At 43.6% G+C, this 22,684-nt stretch carries 20 protein-coding genes; 6 read left to right on the forward strand and 14 right to left on the reverse strand.

The window, feature by feature from the left end; all coding sequences use genetic code 11:
* Window positions 1-5: 5 nt before the first annotated feature.
* From nuoL to ndhC, 11 genes are all read right to left on the reverse strand, one after another.
* Window positions 6-1,895, reverse strand: coding sequence for an NADH-quinone oxidoreductase subunit L (gene nuoL / locus E0H80_RS11300; RefSeq protein WP_131365872.1), 1,890 nt, complete (start codon window positions 1,893-1,895; stop codon window positions 6-8).
* Complete coding sequence (gene nuoK, locus E0H80_RS11305) at window positions 1,892-2,200, reverse strand: NADH-quinone oxidoreductase subunit NuoK (RefSeq protein ID WP_131365874.1); 309 nt, start codon at window positions 2,198-2,200, stop codon at window positions 1,892-1,894. The genes nuoL and nuoK overlap by 4 nt, the downstream gene beginning before the upstream one ends.
* A complete protein-coding gene (nuoJ, locus tag E0H80_RS11310) occupies window positions 2,200-2,718 on the reverse strand; it encodes an NADH-quinone oxidoreductase subunit J (protein WP_171255433.1) in 519 nt (172 codons plus the stop codon). The genes nuoK and nuoJ overlap by 1 nt, the downstream gene beginning before the upstream one ends.
* The gene (gene nuoI / locus E0H80_RS11315; RefSeq protein WP_067870251.1) at window positions 2,718-3,260 is read right to left on the reverse strand and encodes an NADH-quinone oxidoreductase subunit NuoI; all 543 of its coding nucleotides are present in this window, start codon (window positions 3,258-3,260) and stop codon (window positions 2,718-2,720) included. Before nuoI ends, nuoJ begins: the two co-directional genes overlap by 1 nt.
* 18 nt (window positions 3,261-3,278) lie before the next feature.
* Entirely contained in the window at window positions 3,279-4,295 is a 1,017-nt protein-coding gene (gene nuoH, locus E0H80_RS11320) for an NADH-quinone oxidoreductase subunit NuoH (protein WP_131365876.1), read from the reverse strand.
* 3 nt (window positions 4,296-4,298) lie between these two features.
* The gene (gene nuoG, locus E0H80_RS11325) at window positions 4,299-6,983 is read right to left on the reverse strand and encodes an NADH-quinone oxidoreductase subunit NuoG (RefSeq protein ID WP_131365878.1); all 2,685 of its coding nucleotides are present in this window, start codon (window positions 6,981-6,983) and stop codon (window positions 4,299-4,301) included.
* An 11-nt stretch (window positions 6,984-6,994) separates the two neighbouring features.
* Window positions 6,995-8,326 carry an NADH-quinone oxidoreductase subunit NuoF gene (gene nuoF, locus E0H80_RS11330; protein ID WP_131365880.1) on the reverse strand — a complete coding sequence of 444 codons (1,332 nt, stop codon included), beginning with the start codon at window positions 8,324-8,326 and terminating at the stop codon, window positions 6,995-6,997.
* The gene (gene nuoE, locus E0H80_RS11335) at window positions 8,323-8,832 is read right to left on the reverse strand and encodes an NADH-quinone oxidoreductase subunit NuoE (RefSeq protein WP_131365882.1); all 510 of its coding nucleotides are present in this window, start codon (window positions 8,830-8,832) and stop codon (window positions 8,323-8,325) included. Before nuoE ends, nuoF begins: the two co-directional genes overlap by 4 nt.
* A gap of 13 nt (window positions 8,833-8,845) precedes the next feature.
* A complete protein-coding gene (nuoC, locus tag E0H80_RS11340; RefSeq protein WP_131365884.1) occupies window positions 8,846-10,633 on the reverse strand; it encodes an NADH-quinone oxidoreductase subunit C/D in 1,788 nt (595 codons plus the stop codon).
* Window positions 10,634-10,721: 88 nt separating this feature from the next.
* Window positions 10,722-11,399, reverse strand: a complete 678-nt coding sequence (locus E0H80_RS11345) for a NuoB/complex I 20 kDa subunit family protein (RefSeq protein ID WP_067870239.1) — start codon at window positions 11,397-11,399, stop codon at window positions 10,722-10,724.
* A gap of 6 nt (window positions 11,400-11,405) precedes the next feature.
* Window positions 11,406-11,954, reverse strand: coding sequence for an NADH-quinone oxidoreductase subunit A (gene ndhC, locus E0H80_RS11350; protein WP_067870237.1), 549 nt, complete (start codon window positions 11,952-11,954; stop codon window positions 11,406-11,408).
* A gap of 138 nt (window positions 11,955-12,092) precedes the next feature.
* Between ndhC and E0H80_RS11355 the strand changes: the two genes are divergently transcribed.
* Window positions 12,093-12,380: a hypothetical protein gene (locus E0H80_RS11355; RefSeq protein ID WP_131365886.1), complete on the forward strand. Its 288-nt coding sequence runs from the start codon at window positions 12,093-12,095 to the stop codon at window positions 12,378-12,380.
* Window positions 12,381-12,576: 196 nt separating this feature from the next.
* Entirely contained in the window at window positions 12,577-12,933 is a 357-nt protein-coding gene (locus tag E0H80_RS11360) for a hypothetical protein (protein WP_131365888.1), read from the forward strand.
* A 48-nt stretch (window positions 12,934-12,981) separates the two neighbouring features.
* Here the strand turns inward: E0H80_RS11360 and bfmS are convergent, their stop codons facing one another.
* A complete protein-coding gene (gene bfmS, locus E0H80_RS11365; RefSeq protein WP_131365890.1) occupies window positions 12,982-14,640 on the reverse strand; it encodes a sensor histidine kinase BfmS in 1,659 nt (552 codons plus the stop codon).
* Between the two features lie 31 nt (window positions 14,641-14,671).
* Entirely contained in the window at window positions 14,672-15,388 is a 717-nt protein-coding gene (bfmR, locus tag E0H80_RS11370) for a response regulator transcription factor BfmR (RefSeq protein WP_067870229.1), read from the reverse strand.
* A 588-nt stretch (window positions 15,389-15,976) separates the two neighbouring features.
* Between bfmR and E0H80_RS11375 the strand changes: the two genes are divergently transcribed.
* The 4 genes from E0H80_RS11375 (at window position 15,977) to E0H80_RS11380 (ending at window position 20,869) form a co-directional block, all read left to right on the forward strand.
* Window positions 15,977-18,823, forward strand: a complete 2,847-nt coding sequence (locus tag E0H80_RS11375) for a ribonucleoside-diphosphate reductase subunit alpha (RefSeq protein ID WP_131365892.1) — start codon at window positions 15,977-15,979, stop codon at window positions 18,821-18,823.
* A 300-nt stretch (window positions 18,824-19,123) separates the two neighbouring features.
* Window positions 19,124-19,249 carry a hypothetical protein gene (locus E0H80_RS17020; protein ID WP_265937229.1) on the forward strand — a complete coding sequence of 42 codons (126 nt, stop codon included), beginning with the start codon at window positions 19,124-19,126 and terminating at the stop codon, window positions 19,247-19,249.
* A gap of 64 nt (window positions 19,250-19,313) precedes the next feature.
* Window positions 19,314-19,445, forward strand: a complete 132-nt coding sequence (locus tag E0H80_RS16895; protein ID WP_228259993.1) for a preprotein translocase subunit YajC — start codon at window positions 19,314-19,316, stop codon at window positions 19,443-19,445.
* Between the two features lie 140 nt (window positions 19,446-19,585).
* Window positions 19,586-20,869 (forward strand): ribonucleotide-diphosphate reductase subunit beta, encoded by a 1,284-nt coding sequence (locus E0H80_RS11380; RefSeq protein WP_131365894.1) that lies wholly within the window; start codon window positions 19,586-19,588, stop codon window positions 20,867-20,869.
* Window positions 20,870-21,343: 474 nt separating this feature from the next.
* Here the strand turns inward: E0H80_RS11380 and E0H80_RS11385 are convergent, their stop codons facing one another.
* Window positions 21,344-22,672, reverse strand: coding sequence for a carbohydrate porin (locus E0H80_RS11385; protein ID WP_131365896.1), 1,329 nt, complete (start codon window positions 22,670-22,672; stop codon window positions 21,344-21,346).
* Window positions 22,673-22,684 lie beyond the last annotated feature (12 nt).

The raw sequence follows: 22,684 nt of genomic DNA on the forward strand, positions 1-22,684 counted from the left end.
CCATCTTATTTCCCCACTACCTGAATCACGATCAAGATCATCAGCAATACCACTACACCGAGTGACATGCTTGATGCGTATTCACGCAATGAACCTGTTTGACGTGAGCTGGTGAAGCTATGACCACCTTTAACAATGGCAGGAAGCACCAACCACAAACCATCAATCGGATCACGACCTAAAATTTTCGCAATAAACAAATATGGTTTTACAAATACGATGTTGTACAACGCATCAAAACCAAGTGCATTACGGCAAATATTGACCAGACCAGTACCGAATGAAGTTTCTGCAAAAGCTTGAACAGCCTTGTAAGCAAAGGCAAACAAGATCACCCCCACCACCAGACCGGCAAGTGCAATACCAACTGCTGTATATTCAGCACTGTGTACACCTGCTTCAAGTGTTTCGGGAATAATAAACGCCGGAATTTTTGCAGAGTTTAAAATAGCTTCTACTGGCGCTTTCAAGAAGTAAGCCAAACCAGTTGAAAGTACCGCCAAGATACCCAATGGAGCCCAGTAAGTCGCGCCTTTGATTTCGTGATATGGCGTGTTTTCTTTACCAAAGAATACAACCCAGATTAAACGGAATGTATAAATAGAGGTTAAGAATGCACCCGCAACACCCACCCAGTACAAGCTACTATAAACAGCAATACTTTGTCCCTGCGCCCAAACTGCACCCAGGATTGCATCTTTCGAGAAGAACCCGATGGTCAAGAATGGAATTGCAGCCAATGCACCACCACCAATCGCGAAGCAGGCAAACAAGAATTTGTTATGTTTGAACAGGCCACCCATTTTGAAGATGTTTTGTTCGTGGTGGTAAGCCAGAATCACCGCACCTGACGACAAGAATAATAATGCCTTGAAGAATGCATGTGCAAGCATGTGGAATAAACCGGCTTGATACGCTTCAGCACCGACTGCCATAAACATATAACCGAGCTGACTCATGGTTGAGTAAGCCAAAATACGTTTAATGTCGGTTTGAACCAATGCAGCAAAACCAGCCACAATTAATGTGACCGCACCCGTGATCGAGATGAACATCATCACTTCAGGTGTCATTTCCAACACAGAGAACATACGGCAGCACAGGTAAATACCTGCGGTTACCATTGTTGCAGCATGGATCAATGCAGAAACAGGTGTAGGACCTGCCATCGCATCGGCGAGCCATGTTTGTAATGGAATTTGAGCAGATTTACCGGCAGCACCCAAGAACAACATTAAAGATGTCCAGATCGCAAGTGAATGGTCACCCGCTAATACTTGAGGTGCATTGGCAACGATTGTTCCAATATACAAAGTACCAAATTGTTGGTAAAGCAAGAACAATGCGATCAGCAAGAATACGTCACCGATACGGGTTACGGTAAATGCTTTAATAGCTGCATAACCATTTTCAGGTTTTTGGTAGTAGTAACCAATCAGCAAGTATGAACACAGACCTACGCCTTCCCAACCCAAGAACAATAACGCTAGGTTATCGCCCAATACGAGAAGCAACATGCTCGCAACGAACAGGTTGAAGTAAGAGAAGAAACGCGCAAAGTCTTCATCACCACGCATATACCATGATGCAAAGATGTGGATTAAGAAACCCACACCGGTCACCATGCCCATCATCAGTAATGACAGACCGTCTAGGTGCAAGCTCATGCCTGGCGCTAAACCACCGACGCTGAACCAAGTCCACAGATGTTGAACCTGAGCAACCGAGCCATTCGCGACAAAGCCCATACCCGCGATCAAAGCAAATAAAGCAGACAGGCCAACTGACCCTACCCCAATAATTGCCGCTACATTTTCAGGAAGCTTGTTACGCCCCGCCGCTAAAAGGACAAAACCAATGAGCGGAAATAATACTGTTAAATATAAATAACTCATCCGCGCATCTCACTAGCAGCATCCACATCCAAATGATGGAAGCGACGGTAGAACTGAAGGACGATCGCAAGACCAATACATGCCTCTGCAGCAGCAAGGGTTAAAATCAGGATGAACATGATTTGTCCATCTGGCTGTAACCATGCACTACCCGCTAAAACAAACGCAAGTGCAGCTGCGTTCATCATCACTTCAAGGCTCATTAACATAAATAATAGGTTGCGTCGCACCATTACACCGTAAAAACCGAGTGCAAAAAGAATGGTTGCAACGATCAAACCATGTTCTAAAGGGATGTTGCCCATTATTCTTTTTCCTTTTCTGCACTTGGTTCACGTTTACCCAAATGGAATGCAGCTACTAACGCAGCTAGCAATAACATCGCGGCAACTTCTACCAATAATAAGTAGTGAGTAAAGAGCGCTGTACCGACAACTTTAGGTCCAATCACTTCTGTGCCCATGACAGGACCAGCAGTGGTGTAATCCGAACCCAGCATCCAGACAAGCACAAGGCCCATCAGGAAACTCATCATTGCAGGATATGCCCATGCAGATGAAGTGAGCCACTTACGTTCCTGATCAACGGTATGTTGACCAAGATTCAGCATCATCACTACAAACACGAACAACACCATGATCGCGCCGGCATACACAATAATTTCGAGCGCACCAGCAAATGGTGCACCCACAATCATGAACATCCCTGCAACTGCAAGCAGAGACACGATCAAGCTAAGCAATGCATGAACAGGATTCGCGTTGGTGACAACACGAAGCGTAGAAACAATGGCCACGAGTGCCATCAAATAAAATGGCCACATCATGGTAATAAGCTCCGTACGTCAACAGGCGCGCTTTCGCGTTGTGCTTGACCTTTATCTTTACCTGCTACAGCCATACCGGCTACGCGGTAGAAGTTGTAGTCAGGATATTTACCAGGACCAGAAATGAGCAAGTTTTCTTTCTCATAAACCAAGTCTTGACGAACGTATTCGCCTAATTCGAAATCTGGTGTCATCTGAATTGCAGTCGTTGGACATGCTTCTTCACACATACCGCAGAAAATACAGCGAGAGAAGTTGATACGGAAAAACTCCGGATACCAACGACCATCTTCTTTTTCTGCTTTCTGTAGTGAAATACAGCCCACCGGACAAGCCACCGCACATAAGTTACATGCAACACAGCGCTCTTCGCCATCTGGGTCACGTGTCAATACAATACGACCACGGAAACGTGGCGGAACAATTTGTTCACCTGGTACTTCTGGATATAAAATGGTGTCACGTTTACGTGTCACGTGGCTGAAAACCATCCACAATGAACGTACGATTGACCCGAATCCAGCTAGAATTTTATACATTTTGTACTCCCTGCTGTCCTAGGCCTGATTCATCAGAATCACAGCACCAGTCACCAACAAGTTGACCAACGCCAATGGCAAACAAATCTTCCAACCAAAGTTCATCACTTGGTCATAACGTGGACGCATTAACGAACCACGTGCCAAGACAAACATCATCACAAAGAATGCTGTTTTGATAATGAACCAGAATACTGGTGGAATAAATGGAATTTCTAGGTTGAATGGCGCTAACCAACCACCGAAGAATAAAGTTACGATCAGTGCTGAAATAAGAACCACGTTGACATATTCTGCAACGAAGAACATACCCCATTTCATACCGCCGTATTCAACATGGTAACCTTCTGCCAATTCTTGTTCAGCTTCGGGTTGGTCAAATGGATGACGATGCGTTACCGCAACACCGGCAACAATAAAGATCAAGAAACCCAAGAATTGAGGAATAACGAACCAGACATCACGTTGTGCTTCAACAATCTCACGCATGTTGAATGAACCCGCAATTGCGACCACACCCATCAGCGAAATACCCAAGAACACTTCATAAGAAATGGTTTGAGCTGCAGAACGAAGACCACCCAATAACGCATATTTGTTATTTGAAGACCACCCACCGAACAGTACTGCATAGACTGCAATACCGGCCATTGCCATAAAGAACAATAGCCCGATACTCATGTCTGCAACACCCAGTGTTGGACTCACAGGAATCACCATGAACGAAAGTACCGCAGTTGCCATGGCAACTGCAGGTGCTAAACGGAAAGTGAGCTTGTCCGCAAACTTCGGTGTCCAATCTTCCTTAAACATGATTTTCAGCATGTCGGCAACGATTTGGAACATCCCCCCAGGACCAACACGGTTTGGACCGTAACGGTCTTGCCATAATGCCAGTAAACGACGTTCGATGAATGACATCAACGCAGCGACAAGCACCACCACAAGCAAGATCACAATCGCCTGAACTACAGAGTAAGCGATTGACCAGTTCTCAGCCCAAAGCGGTGTTTGACGTATAATTTCTTGATTCATGAATTACACTCCTACCGCGACTGATACAGGCTCTGCAAGTGAAACCGTTGGTGCAAGACCAATTGGATAACCAATATAACCTGTAGGTAAATATTCAATCACTTGAACTGGAAGGCTAATCGTAGCCTCGCCTGATTTCACAGTAATGTTTTGACCGTCTTGAACATTTAAGCGTGCTGCATCTTGCTCACCCACGGCAAATACTGCTTCAGGAATACGCGATTCCATGGCAGGTGTTTTCACAGTGAACTCACCAGAACCGAAAATGTGGTGCATCGGTACTAAGCGGAAGCTTTCTGGATGGGTAACGACTGGCGTTGGTGCAACGAAAGTACGTGCAGGACGTTTAACTAAACGATCGAATAAACGAATGCCTGAATCACCACCTTTTAAGTGACCACCCACGTTGTCTTGGTATTTATTCCAAGCTTGTGGAGAGTTCCAACCCGCAGACCATGCAAATGGGATCAGTGAAGATGGCGTTTGATTTCCGACATAACCTTCCATAGAGAAGGTTAAGGCAGAATCGATATCGATCGGCTGTTTCGGTTCATGTACAGATAACGGCGCACGCATGGCAGTACGACCTGAATAACGGCGTGGTTCACGCGCAATTTTCAAGCCATGTACACGGTAGCCCGCATCTGGTGCCACATCACGAATTGCTTCGAGTGCAGGAACATTTTTCGCAACAGACTCAATCACGTCATCCAGCAATGTCCATGAAATCGCCTTACCTTGCAAGCCAGTTTCAAGGGCATGCAACCAGCGCCACGATTCTTTAATCGCATACTCTGGTTTGTGATAGCTTGGGTCATACACTTGGTAGAAACGTTGTGCACGGCCTTCCTGAGATACCACAGTACCATCACCTTCCGCGAAGCTTGCCGCTGAAAGTACAATTGATGCTTTGGCAACAGTTGCAGTTTCAGAATGATCAACCACGATCACCTCAGCTGCTTTGGCGAATGCCGCATCCACTTGAGCTGTTGGCAAACGACGGTATAGGTCGTTTTCAACCACGATGATGGCATCGTAATCTTGAGCGAATGCTTGTTCCAAGCTTAATCCACCAAAGATTGCCAAGCCCATTGAGTTCACTTCAGGAACAGTCAATGTCAGACCTGCATTTAAACCCAGATTTTGAGCAACTTGAGCTGCCGCTTCCAAGATTGCAGGATCTTGCAAGCTGGTACCTGAAATGATCAGTGGTTTTTTCGCAGCTTTTAAGGTGTCCGCAATGGTTTGAGCAAATGCTTTTGCATCATCATCCAAACCAGTGATGTTCTCACCTGAAACTGCCGCAGCAACCGCAAAGCCCAAACGCGCAATGTCGTTTGGAGAAGCAACCACTTCACCTGTGGCAACATCAGCCAAACGTGTTTGCGTTGCAGCAAGGATGTAAATCGGAGATTTCGCATCTTGACCAATACGTTGTACCGGTTCAGCCAACCATTCTTGGGTACGACGTTCTGCCGCCATTTCTTTGGCTTTGTTTTTCGCCGCCTGGCGGACAGACAAGGCCATACGTGGTGCAGTTTGAGTTAAGTCTTCACCTAAAATCAATACAGCATCATAGCTTTCGATTTCACGCATCGTCGGGTTATAAACACCCTCGGTTTGCATGATAGAAGCAGCCAATTCAACCAAATTTTGTTCTTTTTGAGACAGACCTGTTGAATAGTTGTCTTGACCGACCAATTCACGAAGCGCGAAGTTAGATTCAAGAGAGGCACGTGGAGAACCAATACCCAAAACTTTTTTGCCTTGAATATTTGCAATCACGGTATCTAATGCTTTATCAACAGAAACCGTAGTCACGTTTGCGCCATTACGGAACTGTGGCTGACGTGGACGATCTGCACGATTTACATAACCCGTCCCGAAACGACCTTTATCGCAAAGGAAGTATTGGTTAACGTCACCATTAAAGCGGTTTTCAACACGACGAAGTTCGCCATAACGCTCACCCGGAGAGATATTACAACCTGAAGAACAGCCTTGGCACACGCTTGGTGCATACTGCATATCCCATTTACGGTTGTAGCGTTCTGAGTGAGTTTTATCGGTAAATACACCCGTTGGGCATACTTCAGTCAGGTTACCCGAGAATTCAGATTCTAGCGTCCCTGATTCAGGACGGCCGAAGTAAACTCGAGAAGCGCTTGCATACACCCCAAAGTCTGTACCGCCTGCGTAGTCGTTGTAGTAACGAACACAACGGTAACATGCGATACAACGGTTCATTTCATGAGAAATGAATGAGCCTAGCTCCTGGTTGTAATGCGTACGTTTGGTAAAACGGTAGCGACGACGGTCGTGCTGTGTCATCACCGTCATATCTTGTAAATGACAGTGACCACCCTCTTCACAAACTGGACAGTCGTGCGGGTGATTCGTCATCAAGAATTCAACAATCGATGCACGGAATTCCGTTGCTTCTTTGTCTTCAATTGAAATATAGGAATTGTCAGAAGCAGGCGTCATACATGACATCACCAAACGACCACGCGTATCTTCAGGATTTGCGTATTGTTTGACGGCACATTGACGGCAAGAACCAACTGAACCTAAGGATGGATGCCAACAAAAGTATGGAATATCCAGACCCAAAGACAAACATGCTTGCAGCAAGTTTTCCGAGCCATTTACTTCGTAGTCTTTTCCATCGACATGAATTGTAGCCATAGTCGAATTCCTTAAACCTGTTCTGCGTGGCTAGCTTGAGCAGCAGGACGATTCGTCACTTTTGCTTCAAACTCACTACGGAAATGTTTGAGTGCGCCCATAAGCGGCTCCATTGCACCCGGTGCGTGCGCACAGAAAGTCTTACCAATCCACAACTTACGAGTTAATTCTTGTAAGTGCTCGATATCTTCCTGCTTACCTTCGCCATTCTCTAAAGCTTTAAGCGCTTTCACTGCCCAAGGTAGGCCATCACGACATGGGGTACAGAAACCACACGATTCACGCGCAAAGAATTCTTCTAAGTTACGGGTCGCTGAAACCATACACTGGGTTTCATCCACCACCATTAACAAACAAGTTCCTAAACGTGAGCCTGCTTTCATGATGCTTTCCGCATCCATTGGCAGGTCAATGTGTTCAGCAGCTAAAAAGTCAGTCGATGCACCACCGGGTAGCCATGCTTTTAACTTAAGACCATCACGCATACCACCGGCATGATCTTCAATCACTTCACGCGCGGTAGTACCAAAAGGAAGTTCCCATAAACCCGGGAATGTCACCTTGCCTGATGCACCATAAATTTTCGTGCCTGGATCTTTCGATTTACCTTCAGATAAACCAACATACCATTCAGGACCACGAAGCAGGATTGCCGGTAAATTGTTAAAGGTCTCTACGTTGTTGACAATGGTAGGACGACCCCAAGCACCTGCAACTTGCGGAAATGGCGGTTTGGTACGCGGATTGGCACGGCGCCCTTCAAGCGAGTTAATCAATGCAGTTTCTTCACCGCAGATATAACGACCCGCACCAGTATGCACGTGCATCTCAAAGTTCCAGCCAGTACCGAGGATGTTTTCACCCAGGTAACCTTTGGCACGAACCTGCTCAAGCGCTTCACTTAAGTACTTCGCAGCTTCAATGTATTCACCACGGATGAAGATATAACCTTGAGTTGCTTCTAATGTATAAGCAGCAATCAGCATCCCTTCGATCAATTGGTGTGGAAGATCTTCCATCAACAAACGGTCTTTAAAGGTACCGGGTTCCATTTCATCGGCATTACAGATCAGGTAACGTGGACCGCCATCATTTGGCGCCATCAATGACCATTTAATCCCTGCCGGGAAACCTGCACCACCACGACCTTTTACAGTCGCAGCTTTAACCACATCTAGCACTTCAGCCGGTTTCATGGTAATGGCTTTTTTAAAGCCTGCATAACCTTCCAGCGCTTCGTAATCATCAGCATTACGAACATTGGCTTGTTTGCTTAAACGCCAAGTGAGTGGATGGGTTTCTGGGTTACCATCGCCATAAATCGGTTTTGGTTCAGTATTCATACATACTTCTCCAATAACTGTTTAACTGAAGACACTTCAACCAAACCGTGCGTATCTTCATTAATCATTAGGGTTGGACCTTTGTCACAGTTCCCCAAGCAGCAGATTGGTAAAATCGTGAAACGACAATCAGCAGTCGTTTGACCGAATTGAATACCAAGCTCGCGTTGGAATGCCTCCGCCAAAGTTTCAGCACCCATCAAGAAGCATGCAATTGAATCACATAGCAAAATTACGTTGCGACCTACGGGTTGACGGTAGATACGGTTATAAAACGTAGCCACTCCTTCCAAGTCCGCAACACTCATAGATAGCATCTGCGCAATTGCGTTCATTTGTGCATCATCTACCCAACCATTACGGCGTTGCACGCATTTCAATGCATCCAAACATGCTGCACGTGGGTATGGATAGTGATGAATGTGATGTTCGATATCGTGGATTTCTTCCGAAGTTAAAATCCCTTCAACATTCACACGTGGTTTTTTGTCAGTCAAAATCATCATAATGCGTTTACCCCTAGCGATCCACGTCAGCCATTACGACGTCAATTGTCGCTAAATAAATGATCAAGTCAGACATTAAGCTGCCGTTAATCACAGAAGGCATTTGCTGTAAATGCGTGAATGTTGGTGTACGAATACGGGTACGGTAACTCATGGTTGACTTGTCAGAAGTCAAGTAGTAGTTCGACGCACCTTTTACCACTTCAGCCATCACAGATGCTTCACCAGCAGGCATTACAGGGCCCCATGACACGCTCAAGAAGTGCGTAATCAAGGTTTCAATATCTTGTAAGGTCTTATCTTTTGGTGGTGGAACAGCCAATGGATGATCCGCTTTATAGGCACCAGACGGCATGTTGTCTAAACATTGCTTCACGATTTTTAATGATTCTTCAATCTCACGGAAGTGAACCATAACACGCGCATAAGCATCGCCTTCGTACTCTAAAGGCACTTCGAAATCATAGTTTTCATAACCGCTATAAGGACGGTATTTACGAACATCGAAATCGATACCTGTGGCACGTAGACCAGTACCCGTTACACCCCAAGCCAATGCAGATTTTGCATCGTATTGCGCAACACCTTGGGTACGACCCATGAATACCGAGTTGCGTAATGCAGCTGTGTAGTATTCGTTCATACGGCTTGGCATCCATTCGAGAATTTCACGAATGAGTTTTTGCCAGTTGTTTGGAAGGTCGTGCGCTGTACCGCCAATACGGAACCATGCCGGATGCATACGGTAACCGGTAATCGCTTCGATTGCGTCATAGATTTTTTGACGATCGGCGAACATATAGAATACTGGCGTCATACCACCGGCATCTTGAATTGCAGTACCGATATACAACAAGTGGTTATTGATACGGAACAATTCAGACATCATGACACGGATACATTGTGCACGATCAGGAACCGCGATTCCCGCCATTTGTTCCACACCTAACACATAAGGCATGTTTTGCGCACAACCACCCAAGTAGTCAACACGGTCGGTATATGGAATGAATGAATGCCAGGTTTGACGTTCAGCCATTTTTTCCACACCACGGTGGTGATAACCGATGTCCGGCACGCAGTCTTTCACTTCTTCGCCGTCTAGCTGAAGAATAATACGAAATGCACCATGCGCAGATGGATGATTCGGACCCAAGTTCAGGAACATGAAGTCTTCATCGGCATTACCGCGTTTTAGACCCCAGTCTTCAGGAACGAAGCGCAAGTGTTCTTGCTCGAAATCCTGTTTCGCCTGGTTCTGCATGTATGGCGTATATTCAGTCGCACGTGCCGCATATTCTTTACGCAGTGGGTGACCTTCCCAATACGTTGGCAACAAAATACGACGGAGCATTGGATGCCCTTCGAAATTAATGCCGAACATATCGTATGCTTCACGTTCGTACCAGTTGGCATTTGGCCAAATGTTGGTCGCAGTGGGAAGATTTAAATCACTCTCATTCAACGCAATTTTAATACGAATATCACTGTTACGCTCTAGCGATAACAAATGATAGAACACGGTAAAGTCTGAGGCAGGCAAACCGTCGCGGTGCGTACGTAAACGCTCATCTACCGCCGACAAGTCGAATAACATCACGTATGGACGTGACACTTTACGCAAGAACATTAAGACGTCTTGTACACGTGCGCGCTCAACCCAGACTGTTGGAAAATCTTCAAAAGTCGCTTGCACGTAGAAGTTCTCACCAAACTTGGTTTTGAGTTCTTCTACAATTGCAAATGCTGGGCGTGAATCAACAGGCGTTGATTCTGGCATAGCAATGTCAGTTTCAGCCATTGGCTTGGCTTCCTATTTTATACAAATTCAAGGCAACTTTAACGACAATTACACCCAGACCGGGTGCATCAATATTTCATCGTTAAAATTATTCAATTTCATCCATAGATCGTAAGTTTTTCACTGCAATACGTTCAGCATTCTTACGGTCACGTTCTGGCTGCATCTTTGGCTTATACACTGGCTGAAGATCATCACCAATTACCGCTGAAAGTGGACGGCGCTCTAATTGAATTTGGTCTTGTAACAGCATCAAGGCTTGTAATAATGCTTCAGGGCGCGGCGGGCAACCTGGGACATACACGTCGACAGGAATAATTTTATCCACACCTTGTACAACTGAATAAATGTCGTACATCCCGCCAGAGTTTGCACAAGCACCCATTGAAATCACCCATTTAGGTTCTAACATTTGCTCATATAAACGCTGAATTACAGGTGCCATCTTCACGAAGCACGTACCTGCAACAATCATTAAATCCGCCTGACGCGGTGAAGCACGAATAACTTCGGCACCGAAACGTGACATGTCATGCACACCGGTTAAAGTGGTTGCATATTCGACGTAACAGCACGATGTCCCAAAGTTAAAAGGCCAGACAGAGTTTTTACGACCCCAGTTGACAGCTGTATGCATCACGTCCTCTAAACGAGTCATGAATACATTCTTATTCACTTCGTCTTCAAGCGGATCGGTAACGATCTGGCGCTCCTGAAGTGGATATTGATCAGCATCCGGATTCGCACGGGTTAATGTATATTTCATCCCGAGTTACTCCTTAATAGATGATGTAGCCGGTGTTTTTGCTTTCACACGACCAGAAGATTGAGCTGGAATTTGACCGGTAGGGTCCATAACCAACTCTTCGATGGAGTTAAAGCGAGTAATGTCTGCAAGGTTCATATTTGCTGAACCTATTTTCGATTGCATAGCTGCTGATTTGCGACGATCCGTTGGTGCCCAGTTTAATGCACCTACTTTCACTGCATAAATCAACGCAATCAATAAATCAACTACGAAGATGACAACAGTAGTAAAACCGAACCAACCTACCTCACGAACCGATGTAGCCCATGCGTAGAGATAAAGTGCTTCCAAGTCAAATACTACAAAGAAAATCGCCACCAAGTAGAACTTAGCAGACAAGCGGATGCGTGCTCCACCAGCACCTACCACACCTGACTCAAATTGCTCTTGCTTCGCACGGCCCCATGACTTACCCCCAAGGAGTAAAGGAACGGTGAGCATAAAGACGCAAAGAAATGTAACGCCGATCACGAAAGCAATAACTGCCCAATCGTATGGAGTAATGGCACTCATGCGGGGATAACTCCTAGCAGGCCTAATTTATTAACAAAGAATGTATGTATTGGCCTTCTAATACACCAAACACAAAATTAATCCCGCCAATTGTACCTGATTTATGATTTCACTTGCTAGCTTATAAGTCTTAGTCTTTTGGATGATTTTTTAGTCAATTTACTGCTTTTTCAAAGCTTAAGCCCTATTGTTTGTCCGGCAATCGCTTTATTAAATCAAAAGAAGAAAATTGATTATTTTTTTCAAATTACTCAAAGTCAGGCTCATATTGCCAAGAAAAATCCAAATTATAATGTCATTTATTTATTCAGGCACAGTTCCACTCAGCGCAAAATGATCAAACTTTGGCGCAATGTCTTGACAGCTCCCACTTTCACAGGCAAATCATTATTATTTTGTTTCTTTCATAAAGAGCAGCGCTTTTAAAAATCCATTCATGAATAAGAGAACTTTTTTATTGTGATTTTTTAAAGTATTCACCTCTATATAAAACAATAAACACGACTTCATCGTACTTATTTTGTGTGTTTTTTTGCAACTCTCATGCATCTCCTGATGATCTCCCCCCCTATTTATGCTATTCCTATCTGTATCCGTAGAACAAAGAATAAGGAACAAACACATGAGCTTAGAATACAAACATGAATCTGAGTATTTTTTCTTTGCACAGCTGTTGGTGCGTCATGTTGAAGGATATATTGAAAAACATCCCGATGCTCAGAATGCCATTTTTGACCTTCGCGATATTTATGAACTTTTCCGCCAAGACTTTGCTTCTGCAACCACCAATCTGGATGCTATCTTAAATATTGCAGATCAATATAAAGTCGAAACGCTAAACGGCGACCAAAAATTGGTTAGCCATTATGCGATTGATCCTAAAAATAATTCCCTGCTTTTAGATTTCAATACCGATGCCCTTGATAGTTTAAGACAAGGCAAGCCAATTATTGAACCCGATGCCACACTGCACGAATAATCCATACTAAAAAGCACCGGATCCGGTGCTTTTTATATTATATATCTATTAAGATTCTATGCCGTCTTTGCTTGTTCCGGTTTTCTTATTGCTTTGATTAAAGCGTTGTACCGGCCATGTCATCGTAAAACGCGCCCCACCCAGGTTCGGACTTTTATCTACACCAATATTACCGCCAAACCAGTACGCGATACGACTCACAATAGACAGACCTAAACCATAGCCGCCAGAAGCACGGGTACGACTGTCATCTAGACGGGCAAAAGCTTCAAAAATGCGCTTGCGCTCTTCTTCGGGAATACCTGCCCCATCATCTTCAACTTGTACATACGCCAGACCTTCGTCATTGATCCCACCGCTTACAATCACTTTATGATCACAATAGCGAACTGCATTCCCCACCAAATTCTGTACGACCCGGTGTAAATATCGACGCTCGGCATCGACCATAATATTAAGAGGGGGTGCTTTCAGCTCAATTTCTTTTTGTGTTTTCAAGGCTTCAGTTTCAACGACCACTTGATCTAAAACGTCACACAAGACAATTTTTTCAAAATCTAGCGATGGTGTACCTTGCTCGAGTTTTGCATAGGTCATGATTTCATCAATCAAGGTATTTAGCGCTTCAATATCTTTATCAATCTGCTCAACCTGCTGTAAGCGGTAGTCGTAGTCATCTTCGTCTGCCAGCATTTCCATAGCAAAACGGATACGTGCCACAGGTGTGCGCAGTTCATGTGAAACCGCACGCATCAATTCGCGTTGCGCTTCAATCAAACGCTGAATATGATCAGACATACTGTTGTAATTGGTCGCCAGACTTGCCATTTCATCGGTACCATCGACCGGTAAACGCAAGGTCATATCTCCGGACTTCATGCGATGCAAGGCATAATTCACTTCACGCAAACGACGTTGCATAGGAACAAGCAAGCCATACACCCCCAAGCTCAACACAAATAAGCTGAGCAAGGTAATCCCTGCTGCAAGCTGGAAAGGCATCCAGTTAAATAGCGGCACAGGACCGAGCACCAACACCTCAGAAGGTGAACTTGGCATAGGTGAAACAATAGAGATCGTGGTGCCACGAACCGACGCACTGTCACGGTATAAAATAATACTGTGATCTAAGCGAAGGCGCCCAATCTGTTCGGAATCGAGTGGTAGGTTTTGAACTTTTTCAATTTGAATGGGGTAGGAAAAATTCGATTGAATTTTTGCCAAATATTCTTTTTCTTGTCCCGGGTAATACACCAGATAATCGAGAATAAAAATGGGTAACGCTTTCATTTGGCGTTCCCCAATTTTATCCACTTTTATATAAAGCAAATGTTTTGGATCTTCTTTCAAGCCAATAATTACATAAGCAATCGAGTTTTGTGCATCATAACGAACCGCAGCTTTGCGATCATTAATGCGTCTTTGCTCGGTACGTGATAAATCGACTTTATTTGCATCTACATAATAAATGGGCAGTTCCAGCAAATCAGAAGCATCAGAAATCCAGTCTTTCTTCTGTTGCTCATTGGGCTGCCGGGCAATGCCCTCACTAATAATATAGGACACCCCGTCGGTTAAAGATTCACGATATTCTTGCGCACGCTGGTAATTAATAATCTGTACCAACAGGTAGCCAAATACTGCCACCAAGGCAACTAAGATGACTAATCCCGCATAAATACGCAAGAATATACTGTGTTTAAACAAGAGGATGTCCTATAAATATTAGGTACAACTATTAAAGACCGTTGGTTTCTTTAACGAACAAATAGCCTTTACTACGTACTGTTTTAATACGTTTCGGATTTTCCGGATCATCACCAATTTTTGGACGGATACGTGAAATACGCACATCGATTGAACGGTCCTGACCATCGTATTCAATCCCACGCAGACGCTCAAAAATATCTTCACGAGATAAAATGCGTCCGGCATTTGAAGCCAACAACCATAACAGGTCATATTCAGCGCTGGTAAAGTCAACCAACTCACCATTCAAAGTTACCGAACGACCACCGTTATCAATTACAAGGTCATCAAATTCAATACGCTGCGCAACTTCATCTTCAGGTACTTTATCCGTACGACGCAATAATGCACGGATACGCGCCAAGAGAACGCGTGGCTGAACAGGTTTAGCGACATAGTCATCTGCACCCATTTCCAGACCCAAAACTTGGTCCATATCTTCGGTGCGTGCAGTCAACATCAAAATCGGTTGATGATAATGTGGACGAACTTCACGACAAATGGTTAAACCATCGGCACCTGGCAACATCACATCCAGCACCACTAGGTCTGGTTGTTCGGCAATAATACGACGGATTGCGCGATTACCGTCAGGTTCTACCCCAACTTCTAATCCATTACGAATCAGGTATTCTTGAGTCAAACGTGCAAGACGTTCATCGTCTTCAACAATTAAAATTTTAGGTAACTTTTCTTCTTGGCTCATAAAATGCCCCTTTATATGGATTAAGGTATCCTTAAAAATCCTGTGGATACGCTTCAATATACACAGCAATATACACACGTTTACATTGTAAACAAGATGGCATTCACCAAACTGATACATCAAAGTAGCTTTTTGTTAACTTTTTATTAAACATTGAATTGATTGAACTTTTAATAATTAATAGCCATTTCTACCATTTTTATGATACATTTTGTTACAAAATGATGTATTTATATACATTTTGCCATTTTGTTCAGAATATGAGTAATTAACCGCACTCTTTTAACTTATCCACAAGGTTATCTATAAGCACTTAATTCGAGCTTTGTTATGCTAGACCCCTGTCTAATCAGGCTTATACAAGAAACATAAAAATAGAGATTTTTTTGCAATGAGATATTGCGAAGAAATAGAAAAATTTTTACTAAAATGTCAATATTGATCTAAGCTCATTTTTCCCGTATCTTGTGTTCAATTCGATTTTAAACCACTAGTTCTTGTGTTTATTCCTCAAACACTGAGATGAGATTTCGTCCAGTTCAAATGGTCCTCACACATAACAATAGATGACAATGGAGCTATGCCCACATGAGCGTAATCACTTCAATTCCTGGTCAACTTCAGGTGATTAAACGCACCGGTGATGTTGCTACTTTTGATGCAGAAAAAATTTCTGTTGCGATAGGTAAAGCTTTTTTGGCTGTAGAAGGTCAACAAAGCGCTGATTCAAGCCGTATTCATGACCGTATAGAACAACTTACTGAAATGGTAATGAATACTTTTAGCCGTCGTTTACCGTCAGGTGGCACGATTCACATTGAAGAAATTCAAGACCAAGTTGAACTTGCGCTTATGCGTACCGGTGAACAGAAAGTTGCACGTGCGTATGTCATCTACCGCGACCAACGTGCTGATGCGCGTAAACAACTCGGTGCACACCATCACCCGACTTTACAAGTAACTGCTGCAAATGGTCAGCTTCAACCGCTTGACTTGGCTGCGCTACAAGCACATGTAGAAAAAGCGGCTGAAGGTCTGGAAGGTATTGATGTTCAAGCGATCGTCGATGAAACCATCAAGAATTTATATAACGGCGTAAAAGAGTCAGACATCGCGACAACAATGATGATGGCGACTCGTACCCGTATCGAACAAGAACCTAACTATACGTATGTAACTGCACGTTTACTGCGTGACAACTTGGTTGCTACAGGTTTAGAGTTCTTGGGTCTATCTACCGAGACCAACGAAGGCGATGCTTTAGAAACTTTCTTGAAGAAAGGGATCGAGCTTGACCTTATTTCTCCGGAACTGCTTAACTTTGACCTTGCGAAACTGGCAGCAGCGATTCAACCAGAACGCTCAAACCAGTTCACATACTTAGGTCTGCAGACTTTATTTGACCGTTACTTCATTCACTCAAATGGCATCCGCTTTGAATTACCGCAATTGTTCTTCATGCGCGTTTCAATGGGTCTGTCGTTAAATGAAGAAAACCGTGAAGATCGTGCCATCGAGTTCTACAACTTGTTGTCTAGCTTCGACTACATGGCGTCAACACCTACCCTATTTAACTCTGGCACTTTACGTCCGCAGTTGTCTAGCTGTTACTTAACCACCATTGGTGATGACCTGTACAACATTTATGGCGCAATGCGTGATAACGCAATGTTGTCTAAATGGGCAGGGGGTTTAGGCAATGACTGGACACCAGTTCGTGCCTTGAACTCATACATCAAAGGGACTAACGGTAAATCACAAGGTGTTGTTCCGTTCCTTAAAGTGGCCAACGATACTGCAGTAGCGGTAAATCAAGGTGGTAAACGTAAAGGTGCAGTTTGTGCGTACCTTGAAACTTGGCACCTGGACATCGAAGAATTCCTGGAACTGCGCAAAAATACCGGTGATGACCGTCGCCGTACACATGACATGAATACTGCAAACTGGGTTCCAGACTTGTTCATGCAACGTGTCTTTGAAGATGGTGACTGGACTTTGTTCACTCCGTCTGAAACACCTGATCTGCATGATTTAATGGGTGCAAAATTCGCTGAACGTTATGCTTATTATGAAGGCATTGCCAAAGAAACAAACATGTTGCACAAAGTGATTCGTGCAAAAGATTTGTGGCGCAAAATGCTGTCTATGTTGTTTGAAACCGGTCATCCTTGGATCACATTCAAAGACGTATGTAACTTGCGTTCACCACAACAACACGTGGGCGTAGTGCATTCATCTAACTTGTGTACAGAAATTACCTTGAACACCAGTGAAGATGAAATTGCGGTATGTAACCTGGGTTCAATCAACTTGGTTCAACACGTTCAAGGCGGTGTTTTAGATCGTGAAAAACTGGCGCGTACAGTAAAAACTGCTGTTCGTATGCTTGATAACGTAATTGACATCAACTACTACGCTGTACCACAAGCACGTACTTCAAACATGAAGCATCGTCCAGTGGGTATGGGCATCATGGGCTTCCAGGATGCTTTATATGAAATGAACTTGGCCTACGGTTCTGATGCTGCGGTTGATTTTGCTGATGAATCGATGGAAGTGATTTCTTACTACGCAATTACAACCTCAAGTGATTTGGCTGTTGAACGTGGTACGTATGAAACATTTAAAGGATCACTTTGGGATCAGGGCATCTTGCCAATCGACTCTTTAGATATCGTTGCGAAATCACGTCCAGAACGCATGTTCGAAGTAGATCGTACCACTCGTCTGGATTGGGATACTTTACGTAGCAAAGTTCAAAAAGACGGTATGCGCAACTCGAACGTGATGGCGATTGCTCCAACTGCAACCATCTCGAACATTTGTGGTGTTTCTCAGTCTATCGAACCAACGTTCCAAAACCTGTATGTGAAATCGAACCTTTCTGGTGAATTCACAGTGATCAACCCGTACCTAGTACGTGCGTTAAAAGATCGCGGCCTTTGGGATTCTGTGATGGTGAACGACCTTAAACACTTTGAAGGTTCTGTTCAGAAGATTTCGCGTATTCCTGAAGAGCTTAAAGCCATCTTCGCGACTGCGTTTGAAGTTGAGCCACGCTGGATTGTAGATGCTGCATCACGTCGTCAAAAATGGATCGATCAGGCACAGTCTCTTAACCTTTACATCTCTGGTGCAAATGGTAAGAAACTGGATATGACGTACAAAATGGCGTGGTTGCGTGGCCTTAAAACCACTTATTACCTTCGTGCCTTGGGTGCGACTTCTACAGAGAAATCGACCATTAATACCGGTGCATTGAACGCAGTAAAATCAAATATGGGCCCAGCGGTTATCACCAGCGCACCCGTTGCGGTAGTGGAAGCTGCCAAGCAACCAGAAGCTGCGATTGTAGCTGAAGATGATTTTGCACAAGCAGCGCCAGTGCCATTGGCATGTTCAATTGACAATCCAGATTGTGAAGCTTGTCAATAGGCTTCATAACCTCCCCTAACCCCTCCTAAAAGGAGGGGGATTCCTCGAAGCAAATGACTGGATGTAAGTCCCCTTTTGCAAAAGGTGAGCAGCATTGCTGCGCAAGAGGGGGATTCAAGAAATTTAGGCAATAAAAAAGCCCTCTACAGGCCGATCAAAACTAGTAGAAGGCTTTCAATCTCGAAGTGATACCAAAATGGTCACGACGAGGCTGGCATTAGCAAATGCGAGATGAATTGTAGCACTGAATTCTTTCTCGAGCCAGTACGAGTCATTTTGATTTGATATGAAGATACCTCTATGGCTACTAAAAAAGTTTCCCGTGATGCTGGTACTGGTCGCTTTGTTACTGAAAAGTATGCAAAAAAGCATCCTAAAACAACAGTGACTGAAACCGTTAAACCTACAAAATCATCTAAAAAATGATTTTGTAAATGTGAATCTTAGTTTCAGCTAGGATTCACACTTTAAATAATTATAGGAAACCATCATGCTCCATATGACCCATAACTATATGTTAGGACTTATTGTTCTGGTGATTTCCTTTATTGTTTGTTTTTACGTACCTCTGACCTATGCATTTGTTAAGGTTCGAGCACAACAGCGTAAGCAAAATAAGTAGTGTGGGTATCTGCTCTATCGAACAAGTTTAGTGCTTTCATCGGCAAAACTTAATTTTGCTTACACAGAATAAGCGTATAGTAGACATCTTCGTTTGTGAGATGTCAGATAACAGATATAAGCATCGAAGAGAGAATTGATATGTCTATCCTAAGTTGGGACGATTTCGAAGATGATTCGCAAAAACCGGCTGCACCTGAACTCAAGTCTGCGCCCGTCGAGCCGCAAAAAGCGACTCATACACAAGTGGTATCTGATGCACAACCACCAGCGTCGGATTTGGGTGCTGCACAATCCGCTAGAACCAGTCAAGGTCGAACAAAACATTCAGCCGATTCGTTGGCAAGAGCATCTGCTGCCTTAGAAACACTTGATGTTGCGCCAGGCTTGGAAGAGCTTGAAATGGGCGCACAGCGCGTGCAAGTTGATGATAAAGCCATGATCAACTGTCGTGCTGACTTGAACCAGCTTGTTCCGTTCAAATACGAATGGGCTTGGCAGAAGTATCTTGACGGTTGTGCCAACCACTGGATGCCGCAAGAAGTAAACATGAACCATGACATCGCTCTTTGGAAGTCTGAAAATGGCTTAACCGAAGATGAACGTACGATTGTTATGCGCTCGCTCGGTTTCTTCTCGACTGCCGATTCATTGGTTGCAAACAACTTGGTATTGGCGATTTACCGTCACATTACCAACCCTGAATGCCGTCAGTACATCTTGCGTCAAGCATTTGAAGAAGCGATTCATACTCACGCTTACCAATACTGTATCGAATCTTTAGGTATGGACGAAGGCGAAGTCTTCAACATGTACCGTGAAGTACCGTCAGTAGCGCGTAAAGCAGCTTGGGGCTTGAAGTATACTCAATCTTTGTGTGATCCTACTTTCAAAACAGGTACACCTGAAAACGACCAAATCTTGCTTCGCAACTTGATCGCATTCTACTGTGTACTTGAAGGTATCTTCTTCTATTGTGGTTTCAGCCAAATTCTGTCTATGGGTCGTCGTAACAAGATGAATGGTGTTGCCGAGCAATTCCAGTACATCCTGCGTGATGAATCTATGCACTTGAACTTTGGTATCGACATGATTAACCAAATCAAGAATGAAAACCCTGCTCTATGGACAGCTGAATTCCAAGAAGAAATCATTCAAATGATTCTTGAAGGGACAATGCTTGAAATTGAATACGCACGTGACACCATGCCACGCGGTGTATTGGGCATGAATGCTGCAATGATGGAAGAATACTTAAAGTTCATTGCAAACCGTCGTTTAGCGCAACTTGGCTTGCCTGAACAATTCGCTGGTGTAAACAACCCATTCCAGTGGATGTCAGAAATGATGGACTTGCGTAAAGAGAAAAACTTCTTTGAAACTCGCGTGACCGACTACCAAACGGGTGGCGCGTTAAGCTGGTAATTTAAAGATTCAAAAATCCCGCTCCTGTAGCGGGATTTTTTATTTGGAATAAAAAACCCAATTTAATACAACAACTTAAAAACAAATAACATGTTTATTTTTTAAACTGTTTTACTATTATAAAATTGAATAACAACACCAAGTTTATAACTTAATACCTATAAAATCACAGAGGTTAAAATGAAAGGAAGTATTTTGGATTTTTCAATCCAGAACAACACATAAGGTGACATATAAGTTTGCTTAAGGCGATAGACCGATGCAGAGGTTTAGAGATAACTTGTATCGTTACGAGTTGCTTAAATTTTAATGGGATCTACAAACGAACGTATCATCTTCAATCGCTCCTACATAAAGACTTTGCTATCCACCTCGGGTGATAACCAACACCGTCAATTGGGTAGATTTTAAAGTCAAAAGGTAGTTCATCTATACAACTCCAAATTTTTTATTAAGGAGTGAATGAGATCTAAATTAGAAATTTAACTGCATGGTTAGACCGGCCACCCAAGCATTATCCACTTCAGAAATACCGCCTGGCTGATAAATATATTGAAGGTTAGGACGGAACATTACCGCTGGAGACCATCGGTAGGTATAGTTTAATTCGATATTGACTTCATCATCCTGAATAAAATATGGCTTTGGTTGACCAACGTCCAACATGACTGTGTTGTTATAACGCTGATAATCTGCCACTCGACTATTTACATCAAAATGGGCAATACCTAAACCAATTGAATCTTGTGGACGACTGTCAATGAGTCCTTTATACCAAAAGGCAAGTTGTTGCGTCGACTCTACAGTTGAAGTCCCTTTGTCGTTAAACACAAGGTGAGCAGTTGCAAATAAGCCTTTGTTAGCATTGCCATCTGGTGCAGTTAATTGTTGCTGACCGCTTAACCAGAAGCTGTATTTATCATCGTGAGATTTAAAGCTATCGCCTTTTACAGCAGTCTGATTATTGGCATTGGTTTTGACATCATCCATATCGACATCCGCATAATAGGCACCAATTTTATATTCCCCGCCCTTACCATCAAACTTCGGTGTCCAGACCAACTGCAGCGGAATGATTGCACCTTCTGTTTCATCCATGGTTGAGTTAAAACCACGATTTTCCAGCATATTTTCAGGGTTAATTTCATAAATCCCGGTTGCAATTGACCATTCAGGAGCAAATTGATATTTAACATTGGCAGCCCAGCCAGATACAGGAAAATTATACCAAATTGAACCATTGGTTTTACCAATTTGGTTACCACATAAAATCAAGTTCTGAAATTCACATTGCCCGCCATCAAAGTCTTCATTCAAGCCCATACGACCGACTTTGACTTGTACCGTATTATCTTTAAATCCTTTTTTAATCCAGGCAGAAGAAATACGCCAACTTTGTCCACGACCATAATTTTCCTGTACATTACTGAAATGTTTGTAGCCCGGCATCGAAATTCGTTCACCTGACAATTCCTGACCGTCACGTTTACTAATCATGATATTGGCTTCTGTATCTTTCCAGCCTTTAATCTTTTCTAAATCGAAATGTGTTCCTAAATTTAAATTATAAGAATGTAAAGTCTTATTGTCGTCGTTATAGCCACCCGCTAAATTGGATGCACTTTCTGTCGTAATTGTCGTTGTAAACTTATAACCCTTTTCTTCTAGTTCTTGTCTGTTGCCATTCCAGTCACCAAATAACCATTGTCGATCTTGAGACCAAGGCTCATTTGCAAATGAACTTTGGCACATGAGTACAGCACTACAGATGATTATCAGCCGTAGAGAATAAGAGAGATGCATGGACTAATCCTG

The organism is Acinetobacter sp. ANC 4779 (assembly GCF_004331055.1).
GTDB lineage: Bacteria > Pseudomonadota > Gammaproteobacteria > Pseudomonadales > Moraxellaceae > Acinetobacter.